The organism is Chromobacterium fluminis (assembly GCF_011602385.1).
Taxonomy (GTDB): Bacteria; Pseudomonadota; Gammaproteobacteria; order Burkholderiales; family Chromobacteriaceae; genus Chromobacterium; species Chromobacterium fluminis.
On record NZ_JAAOMA010000068.1, the window covers coordinates 1 to 15,884 of the forward strand.

14 protein-coding genes are annotated in these 15,884 nt (G+C 55.0%); 4 read left to right on the forward strand and 10 right to left on the reverse strand.

The features are described 5' to 3' along the window. Window positions 1-91: 91 nt before the first annotated feature. The 9 genes from HA052_RS25455 to HA052_RS25495 all read right to left on the reverse strand — a co-directional run bounded on the left by HA052_RS25455 (window position 92) and on the right by HA052_RS25495 (window position 9,914). Window positions 92-799: a 5'-methylthioadenosine/S-adenosylhomocysteine nucleosidase family protein gene (locus tag HA052_RS25455; RefSeq protein WP_166454172.1), complete on the reverse strand. Its 708-nt coding sequence runs from the start codon at window positions 797-799 to the stop codon at window positions 92-94. A 159-nt stretch (window positions 800-958) separates the two neighbouring features. Beyond that, entirely contained in the window at window positions 959-1,342 is a 384-nt protein-coding gene (locus HA052_RS25460; protein WP_166454173.1) for a hypothetical protein, read from the reverse strand. A 299-nt stretch (window positions 1,343-1,641) separates the two neighbouring features. Beyond that, a complete protein-coding gene (locus tag HA052_RS25465) occupies window positions 1,642-2,313 on the reverse strand; it encodes an EcpB family pilus assembly chaperone (RefSeq protein ID WP_166454174.1) in 672 nt (223 codons plus the stop codon). Between the two features lie 5 nt (window positions 2,314-2,318). After that, entirely contained in the window at window positions 2,319-3,920 is a 1,602-nt protein-coding gene (locus HA052_RS25470) for a fimbrial adhesin EcpD family protein (protein WP_166454175.1), read from the reverse strand. 33 nt (window positions 3,921-3,953) lie between these two features. Further along, the gene (locus tag HA052_RS27830) at window positions 3,954-6,515 is read right to left on the reverse strand and encodes a TcfC E-set like domain-containing protein (protein ID WP_166454176.1); all 2,562 of its coding nucleotides are present in this window, start codon (window positions 6,513-6,515) and stop codon (window positions 3,954-3,956) included. After that, window positions 6,512-7,195, reverse strand: coding sequence for an EcpB family pilus assembly chaperone (locus HA052_RS25480; RefSeq protein ID WP_166454177.1), 684 nt, complete (start codon window positions 7,193-7,195; stop codon window positions 6,512-6,514). The genes HA052_RS27830 and HA052_RS25480 overlap by 4 nt, the downstream gene beginning before the upstream one ends. A 164-nt stretch (window positions 7,196-7,359) precedes the next feature. Further along, window positions 7,360-8,055 carry a common pilus major fimbrillin subunit EcpA gene (locus tag HA052_RS25485; protein WP_166454178.1) on the reverse strand — a complete coding sequence of 232 codons (696 nt, stop codon included), beginning with the start codon at window positions 8,053-8,055 and terminating at the stop codon, window positions 7,360-7,362. 176 nt (window positions 8,056-8,231) lie between these two features. Beyond that, entirely contained in the window at window positions 8,232-8,993 is a 762-nt protein-coding gene (locus tag HA052_RS25490; protein WP_166454179.1) for an alpha/beta hydrolase, read from the reverse strand. A 294-nt stretch (window positions 8,994-9,287) separates the two neighbouring features. Next, complete coding sequence (locus HA052_RS25495; RefSeq protein ID WP_206119053.1) at window positions 9,288-9,914, reverse strand: response regulator; 627 nt, start codon at window positions 9,912-9,914, stop codon at window positions 9,288-9,290. 116 nt (window positions 9,915-10,030) lie between these two features. On the opposite strand from HA052_RS25495, the gene HA052_RS25500 reads away from it, so the two are divergent. The 4 genes from HA052_RS25500 to HA052_RS25515 all read left to right on the forward strand — a co-directional run bounded on the left by HA052_RS25500 (window position 10,031) and on the right by HA052_RS25515 (window position 14,733). Then, window positions 10,031-12,976 (forward strand): hybrid sensor histidine kinase/response regulator, encoded by a 2,946-nt coding sequence (locus tag HA052_RS25500; protein ID WP_166454180.1) that lies wholly within the window; start codon window positions 10,031-10,033, stop codon window positions 12,974-12,976. A gap of 72 nt (window positions 12,977-13,048) precedes the next feature. After that, window positions 13,049-13,378: a DHCW motif cupin fold protein gene (locus HA052_RS25505; protein ID WP_081550945.1), complete on the forward strand. Its 330-nt coding sequence runs from the start codon at window positions 13,049-13,051 to the stop codon at window positions 13,376-13,378. A 115-nt stretch (window positions 13,379-13,493) separates the two neighbouring features. Beyond that, the gene (locus HA052_RS25510) at window positions 13,494-14,201 is read left to right on the forward strand and encodes an aspartate/glutamate racemase family protein (protein WP_166454181.1); all 708 of its coding nucleotides are present in this window, start codon (window positions 13,494-13,496) and stop codon (window positions 14,199-14,201) included. A gap of 103 nt (window positions 14,202-14,304) precedes the next feature. Next, window positions 14,305-14,733, forward strand: coding sequence for a TOBE domain-containing protein (locus HA052_RS25515; protein WP_166454182.1), 429 nt, complete (start codon window positions 14,305-14,307; stop codon window positions 14,731-14,733). Between the two features lie 56 nt (window positions 14,734-14,789). Here HA052_RS25515 and HA052_RS25520 read toward each other — a convergent pair whose 3' ends face one another. Then, window positions 14,790-15,539, reverse strand: a complete 750-nt coding sequence (locus tag HA052_RS25520) for a hypothetical protein (protein ID WP_166454183.1) — start codon at window positions 15,537-15,539, stop codon at window positions 14,790-14,792. Between the last annotated feature and the right edge of the window lie 345 nt (window positions 15,540-15,884).

Below are 15,884 nucleotides of genomic sequence, written 5' to 3' on the forward strand. Positions count from 1 at the left end.
AGTTCGTCAGGAATGAGCTTGGGTGCCTTGAGTTTCTTGGGTTTCTTGGTGGTCATTGCAACGGTCATGTAGCGTCCCTTTCGGTATCATCTCATGACCTCATGCACACAGAAAATCTGACAGGCTCCTCCGCGCACAACTCAATGCCCTGCTCGGGCGTGCCCGTATCCCGCCCTTGGCCGTCAATGATGTTACTGACCGCCCGCAGCACCAGCACCGGCGTCGAACCCAGCCGGCGGGCAGCGCGCATCACGCCGGAGGCTTCCATCTCAATCACGCCGCGGCCCAGTTCCAGCATTGCGGGAAACTTGTCGGCGGGCACCGGAAACTGGTTGCTGCTGAAGATCAACCCCGGCTTCACCCTAGGCAGGGCTTTCAGCTTCTCCAGCCAATAGGAGTCCACATCCCATGCCGTTTCCAACTGAGCGTGCGTATTGCTATTAAACAGGCAGGATTCAAACGGCGTGCCTTTCAGGATGGTGTCGATGCCGTGCAGATCCATTTGCACGACTTGCTTGCCGGCAACGACATCGCCAACCTCCCAGCCATCCCCCACCGCGCCCGAGGTCCCCATCAACAAGACCAGATCAATATCTCGCTGCAACAGCACGGCTTGAGTGGTCAAGGCGGCGTCTTCCGTGCCCACGCCGGTTTCGGCCAGGTAAAGCTGGTGGAGATTGTATTGAAGGCTGCGACAGGACAAAGCGCCGAGCATGGGCTCAGGCTTCCACGCGGCGGACAGCTGTTGCGACAGCCGGGCGGATTCGGCGGGGAAGGCCGCCAATAGCAAGATATTCATATAGAGCCCCAAATTAGGTGGTTTAACGGCGAAACCGCTATGGCGAATACGCTAGCGCCTTCCGGCAAGCAGCGCCGCGTCAGGCTCAAGCTGACGGTGCGCCGGCTTGTCCCCCAAGGCCGATGTTGATCAGCGGCTATGGTATTGGCAGACGTAAACCTACCAATGATCTCCAGAGGCTCCGGATAGCATGATGTGCTGAGGGGACTTACGCGCTTCTGTCGGTAATGAGTACGCGCGCCATGGGGCATGCATGGACTTCAAGATATCCTGCTCACACAGACCTGAGGACAGCTGCAAGACAATGGTGGTCATACCATTGTCCGCCGTAATTCCCTCCACCGAAAAAGCCGCGCTATGCGTAACAATATTCTCAATATCGCCCTGGCTTAAGGTGATGTCGCTGACTTTATGATGGCCAATGCTGATACTTAGCTGAATATGCCTGTTTTCATTGGACAAGGCGTTGAGTAAAGAGTCGTCGACAGCGACCTGAAATGACTTCGGCATGATATCTATACCTTTACCTAAGAGCGTGTTCATGACCTAGCCAGCAAGAGCGAGACAAGCCGAAATCACAACCGACATGCCTCGCAGCCAAGAATAATGCTAGACGCAACGCTACGCTTAATCTTTCCTGATTTTAATAGGACCAGTACTAAATTAAGAAGAAAAAACACACTCCACACCAGTACAGTCTATTTAAAAAACATAGCGCCTGAAGCCAAAGACATTAAAGACATCAATCATGCATAGAGAAAGGATAGATAAAACTGGAGCATCTCATACTCAGAAGTTTTGGCAAAACCTGGCACCCCTCAATTTAGTGAATGCTCAATTGTCTACTCCCACTGTACGGACTTAGTTTGTTCATTACTCATAAATAACCGGGTATCTTCCGTTGGAAACCATCCCTGTAACAGCAGGCGCTCGCCTGGAGCCAGGTATTTTTCCCGCACGCAAGGGAGGCTTATACTCGGTTCTACATTGCACCGTCCCTCTAGATAAGCCAAGTAAACAGTATTACCGCTATTTAGAACTGAACCATTCTCAAACGTGTATGACTGCCGCGCCTTACGTGGCTGCACGACCAAAATGGTGCTTAAACGGATTGAAGTGGTGAAGCGGGGGGTATCTCCCCGTGGTACCAATGCTCCTGGACGCTCGCGGAATGTGATCCGGTAATAGCGGGGATGGTCGTCCTGTGGACCACGATAGTAAAGCTTGAGCCAGTCGCTGGAATTAGGACGCAGCAACAACTGTTTAGGGGCATAAAGTAGCTCACCTGCCGGCGCTTTTCGCTCTACCGCATTACCGTAAGGTGGATCGCTCTCCTCGACCGACACATCGTAAAATCTCGCTTGTTGAGTGTCATTGAATACTTTTCGTGCCAGAAATGCAGTATCACTCCCCATAAAGTAGGTCAATTCCCCTACAGACAAGCCCCATGTTGAGGATGACAGGCCAAGCAAAATCCATAGGCTAATACTGATTTTTCTTAGAGAGAGCATCATACCCCTCAGTTAACCCAAGTTGCTTTTATCGTAACTTCGCCACTAGCTCTGGCCCGGCCTTCCCAAGCCTTGCCATTCACGTCATATAGTATCTGCGGATAAACTAAAGGAAACAGTAAATCCAGCCACAACCTACCTTCATACTGCGTTCCTAGGCTTTCTGACCACGGCATATTGGTAATATCAATTGGCCTATTAGAACAATCAGCCGCCACCAACTGACGGTTGGCGCCACTGGGACTCATAAAGGCCAAATCAAGCGGCAGCGCAATATCCTGTCTGCCAGCGGTGCTGAACTTGCAGTACTGGCGACCATCTTTAGGCAGGCTTATCTGCGGCCCGCTAATCTGTAAGCTTACCTTTGTCGCTTTGGATGGACCCGACTGTTTTATTTCATAAGGCAAACGCAGCTCAGTCTCTTTGCCTACCACAACCTGATAATAGTCGTTGATTTTATTTTCAGGCTCGCGCTCGAAAATAGCAATCTGATAGTTAATCTTTTTTAATTTCAACAGCGAGAACAAACCAAACTCACCAGCTAGCTGACTGGCTGTCGTGGGATAGATAGACAACTTTACGGCGTTGTCTAGATTAGCCTCATCTTTATCCTTGTCTAATAGGCTTTTCAAATAGCTGCTACTAATGCGAACCTTTAACCCATCTTTAATGGGGGTAGAGCTAAGTTCTTTGCCATTATTAACAAAAACAACGCCATTGATGTTGGATTTCAGAGTAAAAAGTCCTAGCGTTCCGGCATTTTCTATTTGCAATGGACAGTCCATGCTCGTGCCATTTTCATTGATTTTACAAATGCTTTTCGATGACAGCAGTTTTCCCTGAGGGGACACTGAAATCTCCTCAGAGAGTTGGCTTAGTTTTGCCGTTTTTATTGGGCTAAATTGCAAAACTGTTTTTCGCATCCCACTGCCACTTATCACGCTACTCTCAAACTTAGGCACATCATCTGTATCTGAACACTGATAAGTATCTAGGCTGGTGACATTTACAATGTCATCACCAATTAATGCACCTACAAAAGCTTTTAAGTTTGATCTTATTTGCAATCCTCGTGGATTGGCATCTACGCTGCTACTACCCAGATAATTGGGATAGCTGGCTGGCCAAAAAATTACCCTATTATAATCAAGAAAGGTTTTTTTGCCACACCTGCTCTTCCATTTAAAAGGAAGACTGCTATTAATACCATCTTGACCTTCCGAAGTTTTAGACAACAAAGGGTAAACAGTGTTATTTCTCTTCGTTTGAAAATAAAAACCAACAGATAAGCTATAATTCCACCCGCTACTCCCCTTAAATGGAAAAGAAATAGCAAGCGCAGATTGCTGACTGTTAGCGACACTATAGTAGCCCATAATTCCACCATTAACAAAGCTCCCTGTTGAGGCAATATAATAGGCCTCTTCACCCGCTTTGGCATTAAGCTGGATGACTACAGGTTGAATGGTCTGACTCCCACCATCGAGGAGTTTCCCTCCTTTCACCTCCCCTGGACTACTACCCGGTGCAGCTAAACTAGAGTTGATCAGCAACAGCAACAGACAGGTGCAACACCACTGAGAAAGCTGGGCTTTGCTCAAATAGTTCATTACGGTTAATCCTTTCATCAAAGCGGCAACCATTTACGAAGTAGTCGGCTGCGAGCAGGAAACCTGATTTACCCAAGCAGCCCCCTGCGCCTGGCTCAGATCCAATTCAAGCTGGCATTGTGAATTATCCGCCATCCGGTATTCCACACTTGGCTGGGTTTTATCCACATCGATAACAAAGGAACCATCATCCGCGGTGGTGGCCTGGCCGATATGGTTGCGCAAGATCACGCCGGATCGCGGCCGGCCATTTTCCATCAGCACACCAAATACGGTTACCAATTGGCGCAGTTGCGGCTGCATGGCGGCGACATTGCCGGGATAGAGCACTAAATGACGTTCTGCCTGCTGAATCTCGAAATTAGCCGGTGATTTTGGGCTGTTGCGCAGTTGGACATCTACCTGGCTGAAGGCCGGCATGCCAACAAAGGTGGAGCGGCCGGACAAACGGCTGGGGCGCTGATTGACCAGCAGTTCAAGCTGACCAGCAGCTTGTTGGTTCAATTTTACGATCATGCCAGCCTCTGACTGGGCATGGCCCCAACCCAGGCCAGCCTGATTCCAGGCCATACTGCCGCTGAGACTACCGTTAAAATAGAGACCGCCATGGTTGCTATTTTTACCAGCGCTGGTATCCCAACTGAAATGAGAAGTTTTGCCATTGCCGTTGAGATTGAAATAGCTATTGCTGTTGCCAGAGCCGCCCTCTTGGCTTGAGCTTGCACTGTGGCTCAAAGACCGACTATTCCCCAGATTGCCGCCCAGGTAATCCAGCCCGTCGATATTTTTCGGTTGCCACGAGGCTTTGATTCCCATGCTTTCACTGTCACGGGTTCGGGAGTAATCCAGCCCGGCGCTGCCAAAGCTCAAGGTCAGGTTAAGGCTGGCATAAAAAGACTGCTCATTAGGCGTGCCGCTGCGCTGAGACCAGGTTTTACCGGTGTTCAGTTTAAGCTCCAACAACTTATTCTGAAATAAGGTCTGACCAAAGTCCAGCCGCAGATCCCGGTTACCAGAAAGATAATCTCGCCCCAAGCTAAGGTTCAAATTACTGTATCGTTGGCTATTAAGGAGGCGCTGCAAATCCAACGAACCACCTAAACTCAAATAGCGCCTTACCGTCTTGCTGTCTTCCTCAGAATTAGTCAACCGGTATTTATCGTAACGTCGACTGTTATCGTAACTGCTCCAGATGTTGGCAGGCCCCAGATTGACGGACCCGGACAGCGTAGCGTTATAACTACGGTTGCTGGCCACACCTAGTTGGCTAGTAATAGAGCCATAGGTAAACTGCCAATTTAGCGTGGGTTCAAACGCAAGCAGATCATCATAGTGATATACCGTAGCGCTGACATCAGCCCAGCGGGTATTCCATTGCCCAGTCGCGCCAAGCAAATGGGTATTGCCATTACCGGAAGCCGCTTGATAAATACCGCCAAATAATTGAAATGCCAGGTCTTTTCCTTTTCCATAACTAGCGGTTTTATGCACCATTTCATTCTGCTTTGACACTACCTCCCCATTGACAACCACTTCCAGCCGAACTGGGTAATTTCCTATAGGGAATGGCGCGGTATCCACTTCCTGATTGCCGATGGGCAAAGTTTGGACATGAATGAGCTTATTGTCTCGATAGACATTGACCTGTCCACTAGCGGGCATGAAGACAAAGATAGGTATCCGCGACAGGCTGCTATCCATGGACTGAGAACGCCCCATATTGCCGGCACTCACACCATAAAACTTGCCACCTTGTGTGTATGAAACATTACCGATCTGATTGAGTCCCCAACTTCCCAGGTAACCACCAGTTATTTTAATACCTTGTACGTCCCGCTCTAGTCTTGCTTCATAGATGTCGCCAGTGGTTCGGGTGCGGGCATCACCATCCAGATATAAATGGGTGCTACCATAGGCGGATAAAGACTGTAACCGTAGATAGCCGTCGTCCCGCTGGCTATCGTTACGAGAGAATGCTGCATTGTAATTAAACAAACCACTTACATGCTGTTCTGTACTATCGGGCAGGGTCAATATCCGAGAGCGTGCATTTTGTTCAAAAGCAACCGCCGGCACAGTGACAAGCAATTCAAATGCTCTGATATTGAAACATAGATTGAATGGCGTGGCTTCACCATGTTCAGAACCTTCAATCAAGTCGGACGTTTTACACTGCTGATAAGGAATTGGGCGGTCGTACTGCTGTTGCCATAGTTTCTGGTATTCCTGGGTGAGTGAACCCTGTTTCAGAACGGCTTGCGTCAGAATTAACTGACCATCGGAATAACGAACACTGGCCCGCCCCGCCTCTTCAGCCTGCCCACCAGGAGTACGCATACGCAAAGGTACTTCTACCCCTTTTTCCAGCAACGAGAAAAACTCCGGGGGAAAATCATCTTGCGCCAGTGGATTATTTACCCGATCAGAGTCTGGCACATCCATAGTATGGGCCTTGGATTGGGCAAATACTTTTGAACTAATCAGCACCAGCTGGCTGAGCAACAATACTGTTAACGAGACTTTGAATGGAGCAGGAGGCAAAAATGAAATTGATTGGCGCACAGAATGGCTTTCTTGGAGTTTGAAACTAATCACTCTTGAGCTGGTATATGGATATACTCCGACCCTCTCCACACTCCATAGCCGTCAAACTTTTTGAAATGCTTTGAAAAATCAACACTTTCACCTGGCAATAAAAACGCATAGCGCGAGCAGGTTTCAAGCTGCTTAGAACCACTATTGGAACACTGCCCACTTGTCAGCATACGAATAAATGTATTGCCAGTGTTGCTCATTTTGCCCTTACCATTTACCTCATAGGTAAATTCAGCTTGACGCGGACGCACCACCAAAACCGTATTTATGGTAATTTGCCTTTTGGTTTTCAGTGATGTTTGATTGGTAAGCTGAGTAAGCGCGGGTAGATCCTGTTCAGAAAACCTCAACTGATAGTAGCGTTCCTTACCATCCACCGGCCCTTGATAATACAACTTGACATTAGCCGTTTTGTTTGGACCAATTACCTGTGTAGCCGGTGACACCAACAACTCAGGCGCCCCCCTTTGCAGAGGCTTCATATTTTTAGGGTTATCCACCGGAATAATGCTAACATTGACAAACTTGGCAACCTTATCTTGATTGCCAAATGCTTTGCTAACAAAGGAGTCACCTGACTCCAAAACAGTGGTTAAAGCTCCCACATGAATGGCATTGACCGGAAAACTGCTAAACATTAGCCACACGCAGGACAGCAACTTTATTTGATAGGTTTTCATGTTAGATGAGAAGCTTGGCCAAAATGACCATGCTTCATATTAAACAGACACAAGGACAGAAATGGATGGAAGTACCCGCCAGACAGAAAGGCGGGCATCTCCAGCACCTCTGGATTCAGTAGATAGAAGCTCTTGGACTCAAGCCACTACATCTACATCTGGGGTTAAGCACCACTCCAGGATGCATTAAATATCATTTCCACAGCCCCATTAAAAACACCATCGGACAAAGTGTTAAGCTTATCACCACTTACTGGGTTCTTATCAGCATCCACACCTCCAGCAATGTGAAAGCGCACTTCTACATTACGGGCTTCGTGATAACTGCCTTTCGGCGTGGAATGGGCCCCTGGCTTCGAAATATTCATATGCCCCATTCCATCTGCGGCTATCTCAACGCCATCCTTGTTACCTCGCAAAATTTCTACAGGCTTCTCATCATTAACAGCAACTCCACCGAGAATGGCAGCCACTTTAACATTGCCTTTTTCTGGCCCTGCAATATGGCTCAATGTACGCCCACCCAATTGCGCGGTCAGCTTATATTGACTAGCATCTGCCTGACTTCCCATCTGAATGGTTAAGCCACTAGTAGGGGTGGTAAACAAACCCTGATTCGGGTTCCAAGTAAAATTCAGCGAGTCGCTATTAGCAAAAACATTCAAATCCACATCGGTTTTTTTAACAACTTCCGCATTCCACTTAACAGAAGCATTATAAGTGGTTTCAGCCGCGACCGCTCCTTGCGATAGACCTAAAGTCAATACAGACATCACTACCAATCCAACTTTTCGCATACACATCACTCCTTTATTGGGTAAGGTTACAGCACCAGATAAATCTCTAATAGGCTCCAACATTTTCCATTTCTATTCTTAAAAAACATATATGACCAGTACTAAATTCAACCAGACAAAACAGGATAAAACCGAGACTGGACAATAGTATTTATTTGAGAGTTTCATCCATATTCTCCACCCCAGCCACTGCTCTAACTTTGACTGACCATGCAGCTAAATCAAGACAATAACAGTGATCATGACTCCCCCCCCCTCATAAACAATTTTGTCTTAGGCTGAGGACTGAGTTGATATAGACGCTCACCCAACTCCATCGGCACCACCTCGTCGCCGGAGCAATGAATGAATAGTTTTGGCGCGGCAATGGCCGGCAGTTTGGAATAGGAGGAGAAGTTATGGCGGATCAGCGCGTCAAACGGCAGCCATGAGGCGGTATAGGATTTGGCGATGTCCGCGATGGACAAGAAACCGCCGTCGATAATCACCCCGTCCACGCCCAGCGATACCGCCGCCATGTCCATGGCGATGGCGCCGCCCAGAGAGTGGCCGTACACCAGGTGCTTGGACGCCTCCGGCGACAGTTTCTTGAACGCCTGCCAGGCGGTCCGGGCGTCGGCGTAGACCGAACGCTGCGAGGGTAAGTACCAGGCGCCTTCTCCGTAACCGCGGTAGTCGATTGCCATCACAGCCAGACCCAGCCGGCGCAGGCTGAGGATCAAATCGATATCGGTGTACAGCGTGCTGTCGTTGCCGTGCAAAAACAGCACTGCCGGCGCGGCGGGGGATTTGGCCGGCAACCACCATGCATGCACCAGGCCGCCGCCTTCCGTCTTGGCAATCGGTAGCCAGGTTTCCTGGTAAGTCACCCCGTAATCTTGCGGGGTTTTGCCGGTTTGATACGAGGGACTGAGGATGAAGTATCGCTGCGCCAGCTCCCACAAACTCAGCGCCAGTAGAACGGCGGCCAACAAGACCAGAGTTTTTTTAAGCGTGCCCATGCGCACCGCCAGACTTTGAAACACTACCCGCCATCAACAGAGCACCTAGTTCAATATAAACGCCATGCTCGCCTGCTTGCCGTCTTTCAGGCCCAGACGAAAATCAATCCGGCAGCATAGCGATGCTCAGTGCGGGGGGATATTTGACCAGTACGAAATGCGCGCCGCGCGGCGGGGATCACACCTTAAAACGACTATACTGGCCGGCCTATGCGTTAGCAGACACGCAGGATGCGCGGGAACCCGCGGCGGGGAAGCGGCACCAAGAAAGGGCCGCCGGGAGAAAAACACATGTCAGGACTTGAACAGCAGCAAGAGGTCGGCGTCGCGTTCCGCGCCCAGTTTGCGCATGGCGCTGGCTTTTTGGGTGCTGATGGTTTGCTTGCTGCGCTTGAGTTTAGCGGCGATGTCGTTGACGGTGAGCCCGGCGACAAAGAGCCGCACCACTTCGGCTTCGCGCGCGGTCAGGTCGCGCTTGGCGGCGGGTTGGGCCAGGTGGTCCGCCTCCAGCAGACGCTCCACTGCCGGGGAGAAGTAGGCCGTTTTAGCCATGGCGCCGTACACCGCCGGCAATAGGTGCTCGATGGCGTCGGATTTGCTCAGTATGCAGTGAATGCCCAAGCCGCGCAGCGAGCGCACCACCAGGGCGTTGTCCATCATGGTGAGCACCACGATGCCCAGTTCCGGGTACAGCCGACGCAAGCGCTCGAACATGGCCGTGCCATCGCCGGACTCGCAGCCGGGCATGGAATAATCGGACACCAGCACATCGCAAGGCTGGTTGGCCAGCATGTCCCACAGAGCGGTGGCGCTATTGGCCCGGCCCGCCACGCGGATGGAGCGCTGGCCTTGCAAAGCGTGCTCCAAGCCGCTGAGGACAGAGGGGTGATCGTCCACCAAGAAGACTTTTATTTCCGCCATAACCATGTCGCCCACATGAAATTTCAATAATTATTGTCAAGACAATCTATTTTTATAGATAAGCAAATATCCTGAATATGGTCAACCGCCCAGCCAAGTCTCACCCCGGAAGCCGCATGCGCAATTCAAGCCCGCCCTCCCCTGAAAGCCAGCCACTCGGCCGCTTGCGGCGCATCCAGCGCGTCACTTTGTTTGGCGGCGGCGCAGCCATTTCGCTGGCCCTGCTGGCCTTGACCGTTCTGACCCTCTGGCTGGCCGGTAAGGAGATGTTGTCCGACCGCCAACAGATATTCGATGCTGAAAACACGGCGCTGAAGGTGATGCTGCGGGGACATGCGATTGATCTCCACCACCAGGTCAGCCAAGCCGAGGCTGCGTGGAAGACGCTACCCAAAGCCTCTCCCGCGCTGCGGCGCCAATTCACCGCACATAACGGCGAAGCCTGGCTGCAAGCCTCTCCGTCTCATCCTCCTACACGAATCTTGGGCAAGCTCTCCGCCCAGTACCCCGCCTCCCGTTTTGAACCCTATCTGGCGCTGGCGGAGCATACCGCCAGCGCCATGTGCGGCGGCGATTGCGAGTTGAGAAAGTCGGTAACCGCCTATTTATATAGCCCGGACCACCGATTTTTGACGATTATCTCTCCCAGCTTGTCCTCGTCTGTGTCAGCCCAGCCGAACACCAAAGAGGCTCTCTGGCAAAGGGCTTTCGCCAATATGCCCAATCCAACGGCCGCCAACGGCCGAGCCGGCCGTCAGCCAGTCTGGCTGGCCGCCGCCGCCGCGCCGCTGACCCGCCGCCCCGCTATCCGCTTGGCGCAAGCCGCCGTGGTGGACGGCGCGCCTATCGCCGTATTCGCCAGGGATATCCGCATCGATACTTTGCTGAATACCTGGCGGCCAGATATTGATGATGAAACCACCTTGCTGGCCGGTTCCGGCGGCCCCTTTTATCTGGGTCTTGGCCCCGAGTCAAAACAAGGCGCGCAACTCATTGCAAAGCTTCGCGCCATGGCCTTGCCTGCAATAGACCACACGGTGTCCGATCTCCAATACCGCGACGGTTTGTTCATCTTGCGCGCGCGCCTCCCCACCCTGGACTGGGTCCATATCCAGATATTCCCTTGGCACGGTTTGCTGAACGACCTAAGGCTACCGCTGATCATCAACCTCAGCGCTCTGCTGTTTGCCCTGCTTTGCCTGTGGACCTTCATTCTGTTGCTGGATCGAAGAATCTTCAAACCCGCCTTCAACAATGCCCAGCGTATTTTCGAAAGCGAGAACCTGAACCGCATCATGGTGGACACCGCGCCGTCCGGCCTGACGCTGCTATCCGTCGCCAGCGGCAATGTACTGCTGGAAAACGAGGTGATGCGGCAATGGACCCGGATGGGTTCAATTGCCCACCCGCCCCTGCACCTGCAATTGCTGGACACCCACTTGGCCGCATCCCCGCTAGGCACCACGCCTTGCCACCGGGACATTCAGTTTGCGCTGGAGGACGGCAGCGCCATGGAGTTGCACAGCACCACGATGGCCACGCGCTATCAGGGCATCCGGGTCCTGCTGTGCAATGTGGTGGACATCACCGCGCGCAAGGCGCTGGAACGCCAGCTGGAAACCTCTCGCCAAACAGCGGAGGCGGCCAGCCAGGCAAAATCGTCCTTTGTGGCCATGGTCAGCCATGAAATCCGCACCCCGCTGCACGCCATCGTCAGCAGCTTGGACTTGCTCGGCCGCGCCCGGCTGGCCGCACCGCAACAACAGCGCTTGTCCGTCGCCAAGCACTCGTCGCAGGCGCTGCTGGCCATCATCAACGACATTCTAGACCTGTCCAAGGTGGAAGCCGGGCTGATGAGCGTGGAGAGCATCCCTTTCGATCTGGCCGCGCTCGGCCGCGAAGCCGCGGCCGTCATGGAGCCCTTGGCCCGCGCCAAGGGCTTGGAATTCTCCTGCATGATAGACGCGCAATTGGCGCCGGCTTATCTGGGCGACCCCGGCCGCATCCGGCAGATCATGCTGAATCTGCTGGGCAACGCCATCAAGTTCACGCTCAGCGGCGAGGTGCAGCTGGAAGTCTATCGGCAGGACGACGGCCTCCCGAATTCGCCGGTAATCATTGGCGTGAGCGACAGCGGCGTGGGCATTCCCGCCGAATACCATGATCAGGTCTTCACCGAGTTCTCTCAGGCGGACGCCTCCATCACCCGCCGCTTCGGCGGCACCGGCCTGGGCCTGTCGCTATGCAAGAAGCTGGCGGAATTGCTGGCGGGGACGATCGAATTCACCTCCACTCCCGGGGTGGGCAGCACCTTCGTCGTGACCCTGCCCTTGCCGCCATCCGCCGCCGCTGCCGTGGCAGAACCGCCCGCGGTTTCGCCAAGCCCGGCTGCTCTAGCGGCCCGCATCCTGGTGGTGGACGACCATCCGGCGATTCGGGCGCTGATCCAGGACCAGCTCCGCGAACTGGGCCACCAGGCGGATATCGCCGCCAGCGGAGCCGCCGCGCTGGCGCTGGCCGTCCGCCACGATTACGCCCTGGTGCTGACCGATCTGAGCATGCCGGACATCAGCGGCTACAACCTGGCCCAAGCCCTGCGAGACAGCGGCTTCACCGCCCCCATCGTCGCCATCACCGCGCAAGCCGGCAGCGCGGAACAGCCGCTCTGCGCTCAGGCCGGCATCGACGAGCTCATGCTCAAGCCCTTTACCCTGGAGGAACTGGACCGCGTGATCCGCAAACGCCTGGCCTTGCGCCCCGCCGAAGACCGCCCGGCCGCCAGACCGCCCGCGCCCTTGTCCGCCACCCGGCGCGCCGAACTACTGGACGCGCTCGACCATTCCCTGCTGCTGATGAGGCAAGCTTTGGAACAGATGGACTCCACCCCGCTGATGCAACAGTTGCACGCCACCAAGGGGGCTTTCTCCATGGCCGGCTTAACACCAGTAGCAACTTTGTGCGTGGAAATCGAGCAAGCCGTGGCAGCCGGCCTGCGCGAAGAAACCGGCGCGCTGCTGGACCGGCTGGAGGCGCTGGCGCATGCGAGGCTGTCCCAGGGCTAAGACCGCTATCGCGGCCCGGGGACATCGGCGACAATGGCCAGGCACTTAGACCCCTACCCAAGAGGAGCCGCCATGAAAATATCCGATCTTCCATTCGGCATCAGCGATTGGTCCACGCTGGAACCCACTCCACACGCCGGCGAAACCGGCTTCGCCTATTGGCGCACCCAGCGCTTCGGCGACATCCGCGTCCGCATGGTGGAATACACGCCGGGCTACCGCGCCGATCACTGGTGCGTCAAAGGCCACATCCTGTTGTGCCTGGAAGGAGAACTGCACACCACGCTGGCGGACGGCCGCAGCTTCACCTTGAAGCCGGGCATCAGCTATCAGGTGGCCGACGACGCCGAGCCGCATCTGTCCCATACCGAAACCGGGGCCAAGCTGTTCATCGTCGATTGACGCCGGCTCAAGCCGCCCTCGCGTGGCCCCTGGGCTCATCCACGCCAAAACGCTCATGGGCCGTGCAGCGACGTAAAGGATTTCACTCCGCATCCCAATTACGAAACGAGCCAACATGAAAAAACTCGGCCTGCTGGGCGGCATCAGCTGGGTATCGACGCTGGATTACTATCGCTATCTGAATGAAGGCGTCAACGCCGCGCTGGGCGGCCTTAATTTTGCCGAGTGCGTCGTCTACTCGCTGAATTTCAACGATATCCAGCAGCGCGGCTGGGATGACTGGGAGCACACTTACTCCATTCTGCTCAAGGGCTGCCTGCATTTGAAAGCCGCCGGAGTCGAAGCCATCGTGCTGTGCGCCAATACCGCGCACGTCCTAGCCGATCGCCTGGAAGCGGCGGCCGGCCTCCCCATCATTCATATTGCAAGCGCTACAGCGCGGGAGGTATCCCGGCAACAGCTGCGGACCGTCGGCCTGCTAGGCACCAAGTTCACCATGGAGCTGCCGTTTTTTCAGGACAAGCTCAGCCGGCACGGCATCCGCGCCTTGATTCCGGAGCCGCAGGATGCGCGCGATTTCATTCAGAGAACCCTGCGCGACGAGCTGGGCCGCGGCATGGTTTCTCCGGCTACCAAGGCCGCTTATCTGGGGCTGATTCAGCAACTGATTGAGCGCGGCGCCGAGGGCATCGTCTTCGGCTGCACCGAGCTTCCGCTGCTGTTGAGCCAGGCCGACGTGCCGGCGCCGGTGTTCGACACCACCCGGATTCATGTCGAAGCCGCGCTTGAGTTCGCGCTCTCGGATACGGTGTTCCCGCAATAGGGGCTTAGGTCGAAAGAGCTACAGGCGCGCGCCCCGCTCCCACATATACTGCCCGCATATCGCCAATGGCGAAATGCCACCCACCCCGCATCAAGGACACCTCATGCTCACTAGCGCCCGCAATCAATTCGCCGGTAAAGTCGCCGCCATCCATCCCGGCGTGGTTAACGACGAGATCGACATCGCCCTGCCGGGCGGCGACGTGATCACCGCCGTCATCACCCAGCGCAGCACCGCCAACCTGGGCCTGACCGTGGGCGGCGAAGCCTTGGCCATCATCAAGGCGCCCTGGGTGATCCTGGCCAACCCCGAGGCCGGCATCAAACTCTCCACCCGCAACCGCCTGGAAGGCCGGGTGTCCGCGCTGCGTCCGGGCGCGGTCAATACCGAGGTGGAAATCCGCCTCAACGGCGGCGACGCCTTGGTGGCCATTGTCACCAAGGAAAGCGCGGACGGCCTGGATCTGGCCGTCGGCAAGGCAATCGTCGCCTTCTTCAAGGCCTCCCACGTGATTGTCGGCGTCCGCACCTGAAGTCAGCCGGCGGTCTCCCCCGCGCGGAAATTCCATAGGCTCCATGCGGCAAGCCATTACGCCCTCCCCGCTCGTCGCCGGTCGCGCAGATAACGCCACACGCCGTTCAGGATGGCCGCCGGCGACAGTTCGGCCATGGCCAGCAAGCCATGGCCTTGGTGATAGTCCGGGTTGTGTTCGACAAAATAGCGCGCAGCCGGGCGCGGATGCCGCAGCCAGAACTGGTGGTCCGTTTGACTGTCTCGGGTCAGAATGCCCAGCTTCACCACATAAGGTCGTTCCGGCGCGGGAACCGCCATGCCGAAACTGCCGCACAACTCCGCCGCCAGCCGCGCCAGCGGCTGCTCCATGCCCCGCTCCGGACTGGGCCACATTCCTGCGGCGTATTTATGCATCTGGATGAAGCTGGACGGGTGGATCATCGCGCCCAGAAAGTACATCCGCCGCCACGGGCTGCGCAGCCAGTAGCGCAGCATGCAGCCGGCCAGAAACGGCATATTGCTGTTGCGGCCGCGGTAGTCTTTGAGCAGCCCGGCCTGACCCCGCAAGATTTTGACCTCGCGCCCCGCCGCGCGGCGCTGGAACAGGTGAACGGCGCAATAGCCCACCGCCTGGCCGTGTTCTCCGCGATGCAGCAAAATGCTGCTGTGCTCGGACTCCGGCAACACCATCTTGCGGAAGGCCGCCCGGTCCAGGCCGCTGAAGACGGCGTCGTGCACTTGGTAGGCCTCGTCGACCAAGCGCTCGCGCCCGGCCGGGGTCAACAAGTGTGGATAAAGAGTGTCTGAATGAGTGATGGTGCCCATGGGTCCTCGCACTGTGTGGCGACGTCGAAACGCAGCGGATGGTAAGCAGCGGGTCCGGACACAACCACTGACAGATATGTCACTGTTGTTGTTTCTTGATGGAACCGTCCAAACGCGACTGGCTGCGTCCACTTTGACCGTCGGCGCATGATCCCGCCGCAAAAAAACCCCGCCAAGGCGGGGTTTGTCGGTTGATGCTGCGGATCAAGACTTGGCCAGCGTTTCCCAGCCGCCGCCCAGCGCCTTGTACAGGCCCACCACCGCGTTGAGTTGATCCAGCTTGGCGCTGACCAGGCCCAGTTCCGCCTGGAAGCTGTTGCGCTGCGCGTCCAGCACATCCAGATA

Bases quoted from the DNA above. Each gene is read 5' to 3' on its own strand.
- HA052_RS25455 (WP_166454172.1), bottom strand. From the start codon at position 799: ATGAATATCTTGCTATTGGCGGCCTTCCCCGCCGAATCCGCCCGGCTG.
- HA052_RS25460 (WP_166454173.1), bottom strand. From the start codon at position 1,342: ATGAACACGCTCTTAGGTAAAGGTATAGATATCATGCCGAAGTCATTT.
- HA052_RS25465 (WP_166454174.1), bottom strand. From the start codon at position 2,313: ATGATGCTCTCTCTAAGAAAAATCAGTATTAGCCTATGGATTTTGCTT.
- HA052_RS25470 (WP_166454175.1), bottom strand. From the start codon at position 3,920: ATGAACTATTTGAGCAAAGCCCAGCTTTCTCAGTGGTGTTGCACCTGT.
- HA052_RS25480 (WP_166454177.1), bottom strand. From the start codon at position 7,195: ATGAAAACCTATCAAATAAAGTTGCTGTCCTGCGTGTGGCTAATGTTT.
- HA052_RS25485 (WP_166454178.1), bottom strand. From the start codon at position 8,055: ATGTTGGAGCCTATTAGAGATTTATCTGGTGCTGTAACCTTACCCAAT.
- HA052_RS25490 (WP_166454179.1), bottom strand. From the start codon at position 8,993: ATGGGCACGCTTAAAAAAACTCTGGTCTTGTTGGCCGCCGTTCTACTG.
- HA052_RS25495 (WP_206119053.1), bottom strand. From the start codon at position 9,914: ATGGCGGAAATAAAAGTCTTCTTGGTGGACGATCACCCCTCTGTCCTC.
- HA052_RS25500 (WP_166454180.1), top strand. From the start codon at position 10,031: ATGCGCAATTCAAGCCCGCCCTCCCCTGAAAGCCAGCCACTCGGCCGC.
- HA052_RS25505 (WP_081550945.1), top strand. From the start codon at position 13,049: ATGAAAATATCCGATCTTCCATTCGGCATCAGCGATTGGTCCACGCTG.
- HA052_RS25510 (WP_166454181.1), top strand. From the start codon at position 13,494: ATGAAAAAACTCGGCCTGCTGGGCGGCATCAGCTGGGTATCGACGCTG.
- HA052_RS25515 (WP_166454182.1), top strand. From the start codon at position 14,305: ATGCTCACTAGCGCCCGCAATCAATTCGCCGGTAAAGTCGCCGCCATC.
- HA052_RS25520 (WP_166454183.1), bottom strand. From the start codon at position 15,539: ATGGGCACCATCACTCATTCAGACACTCTTTATCCACACTTGTTGACC.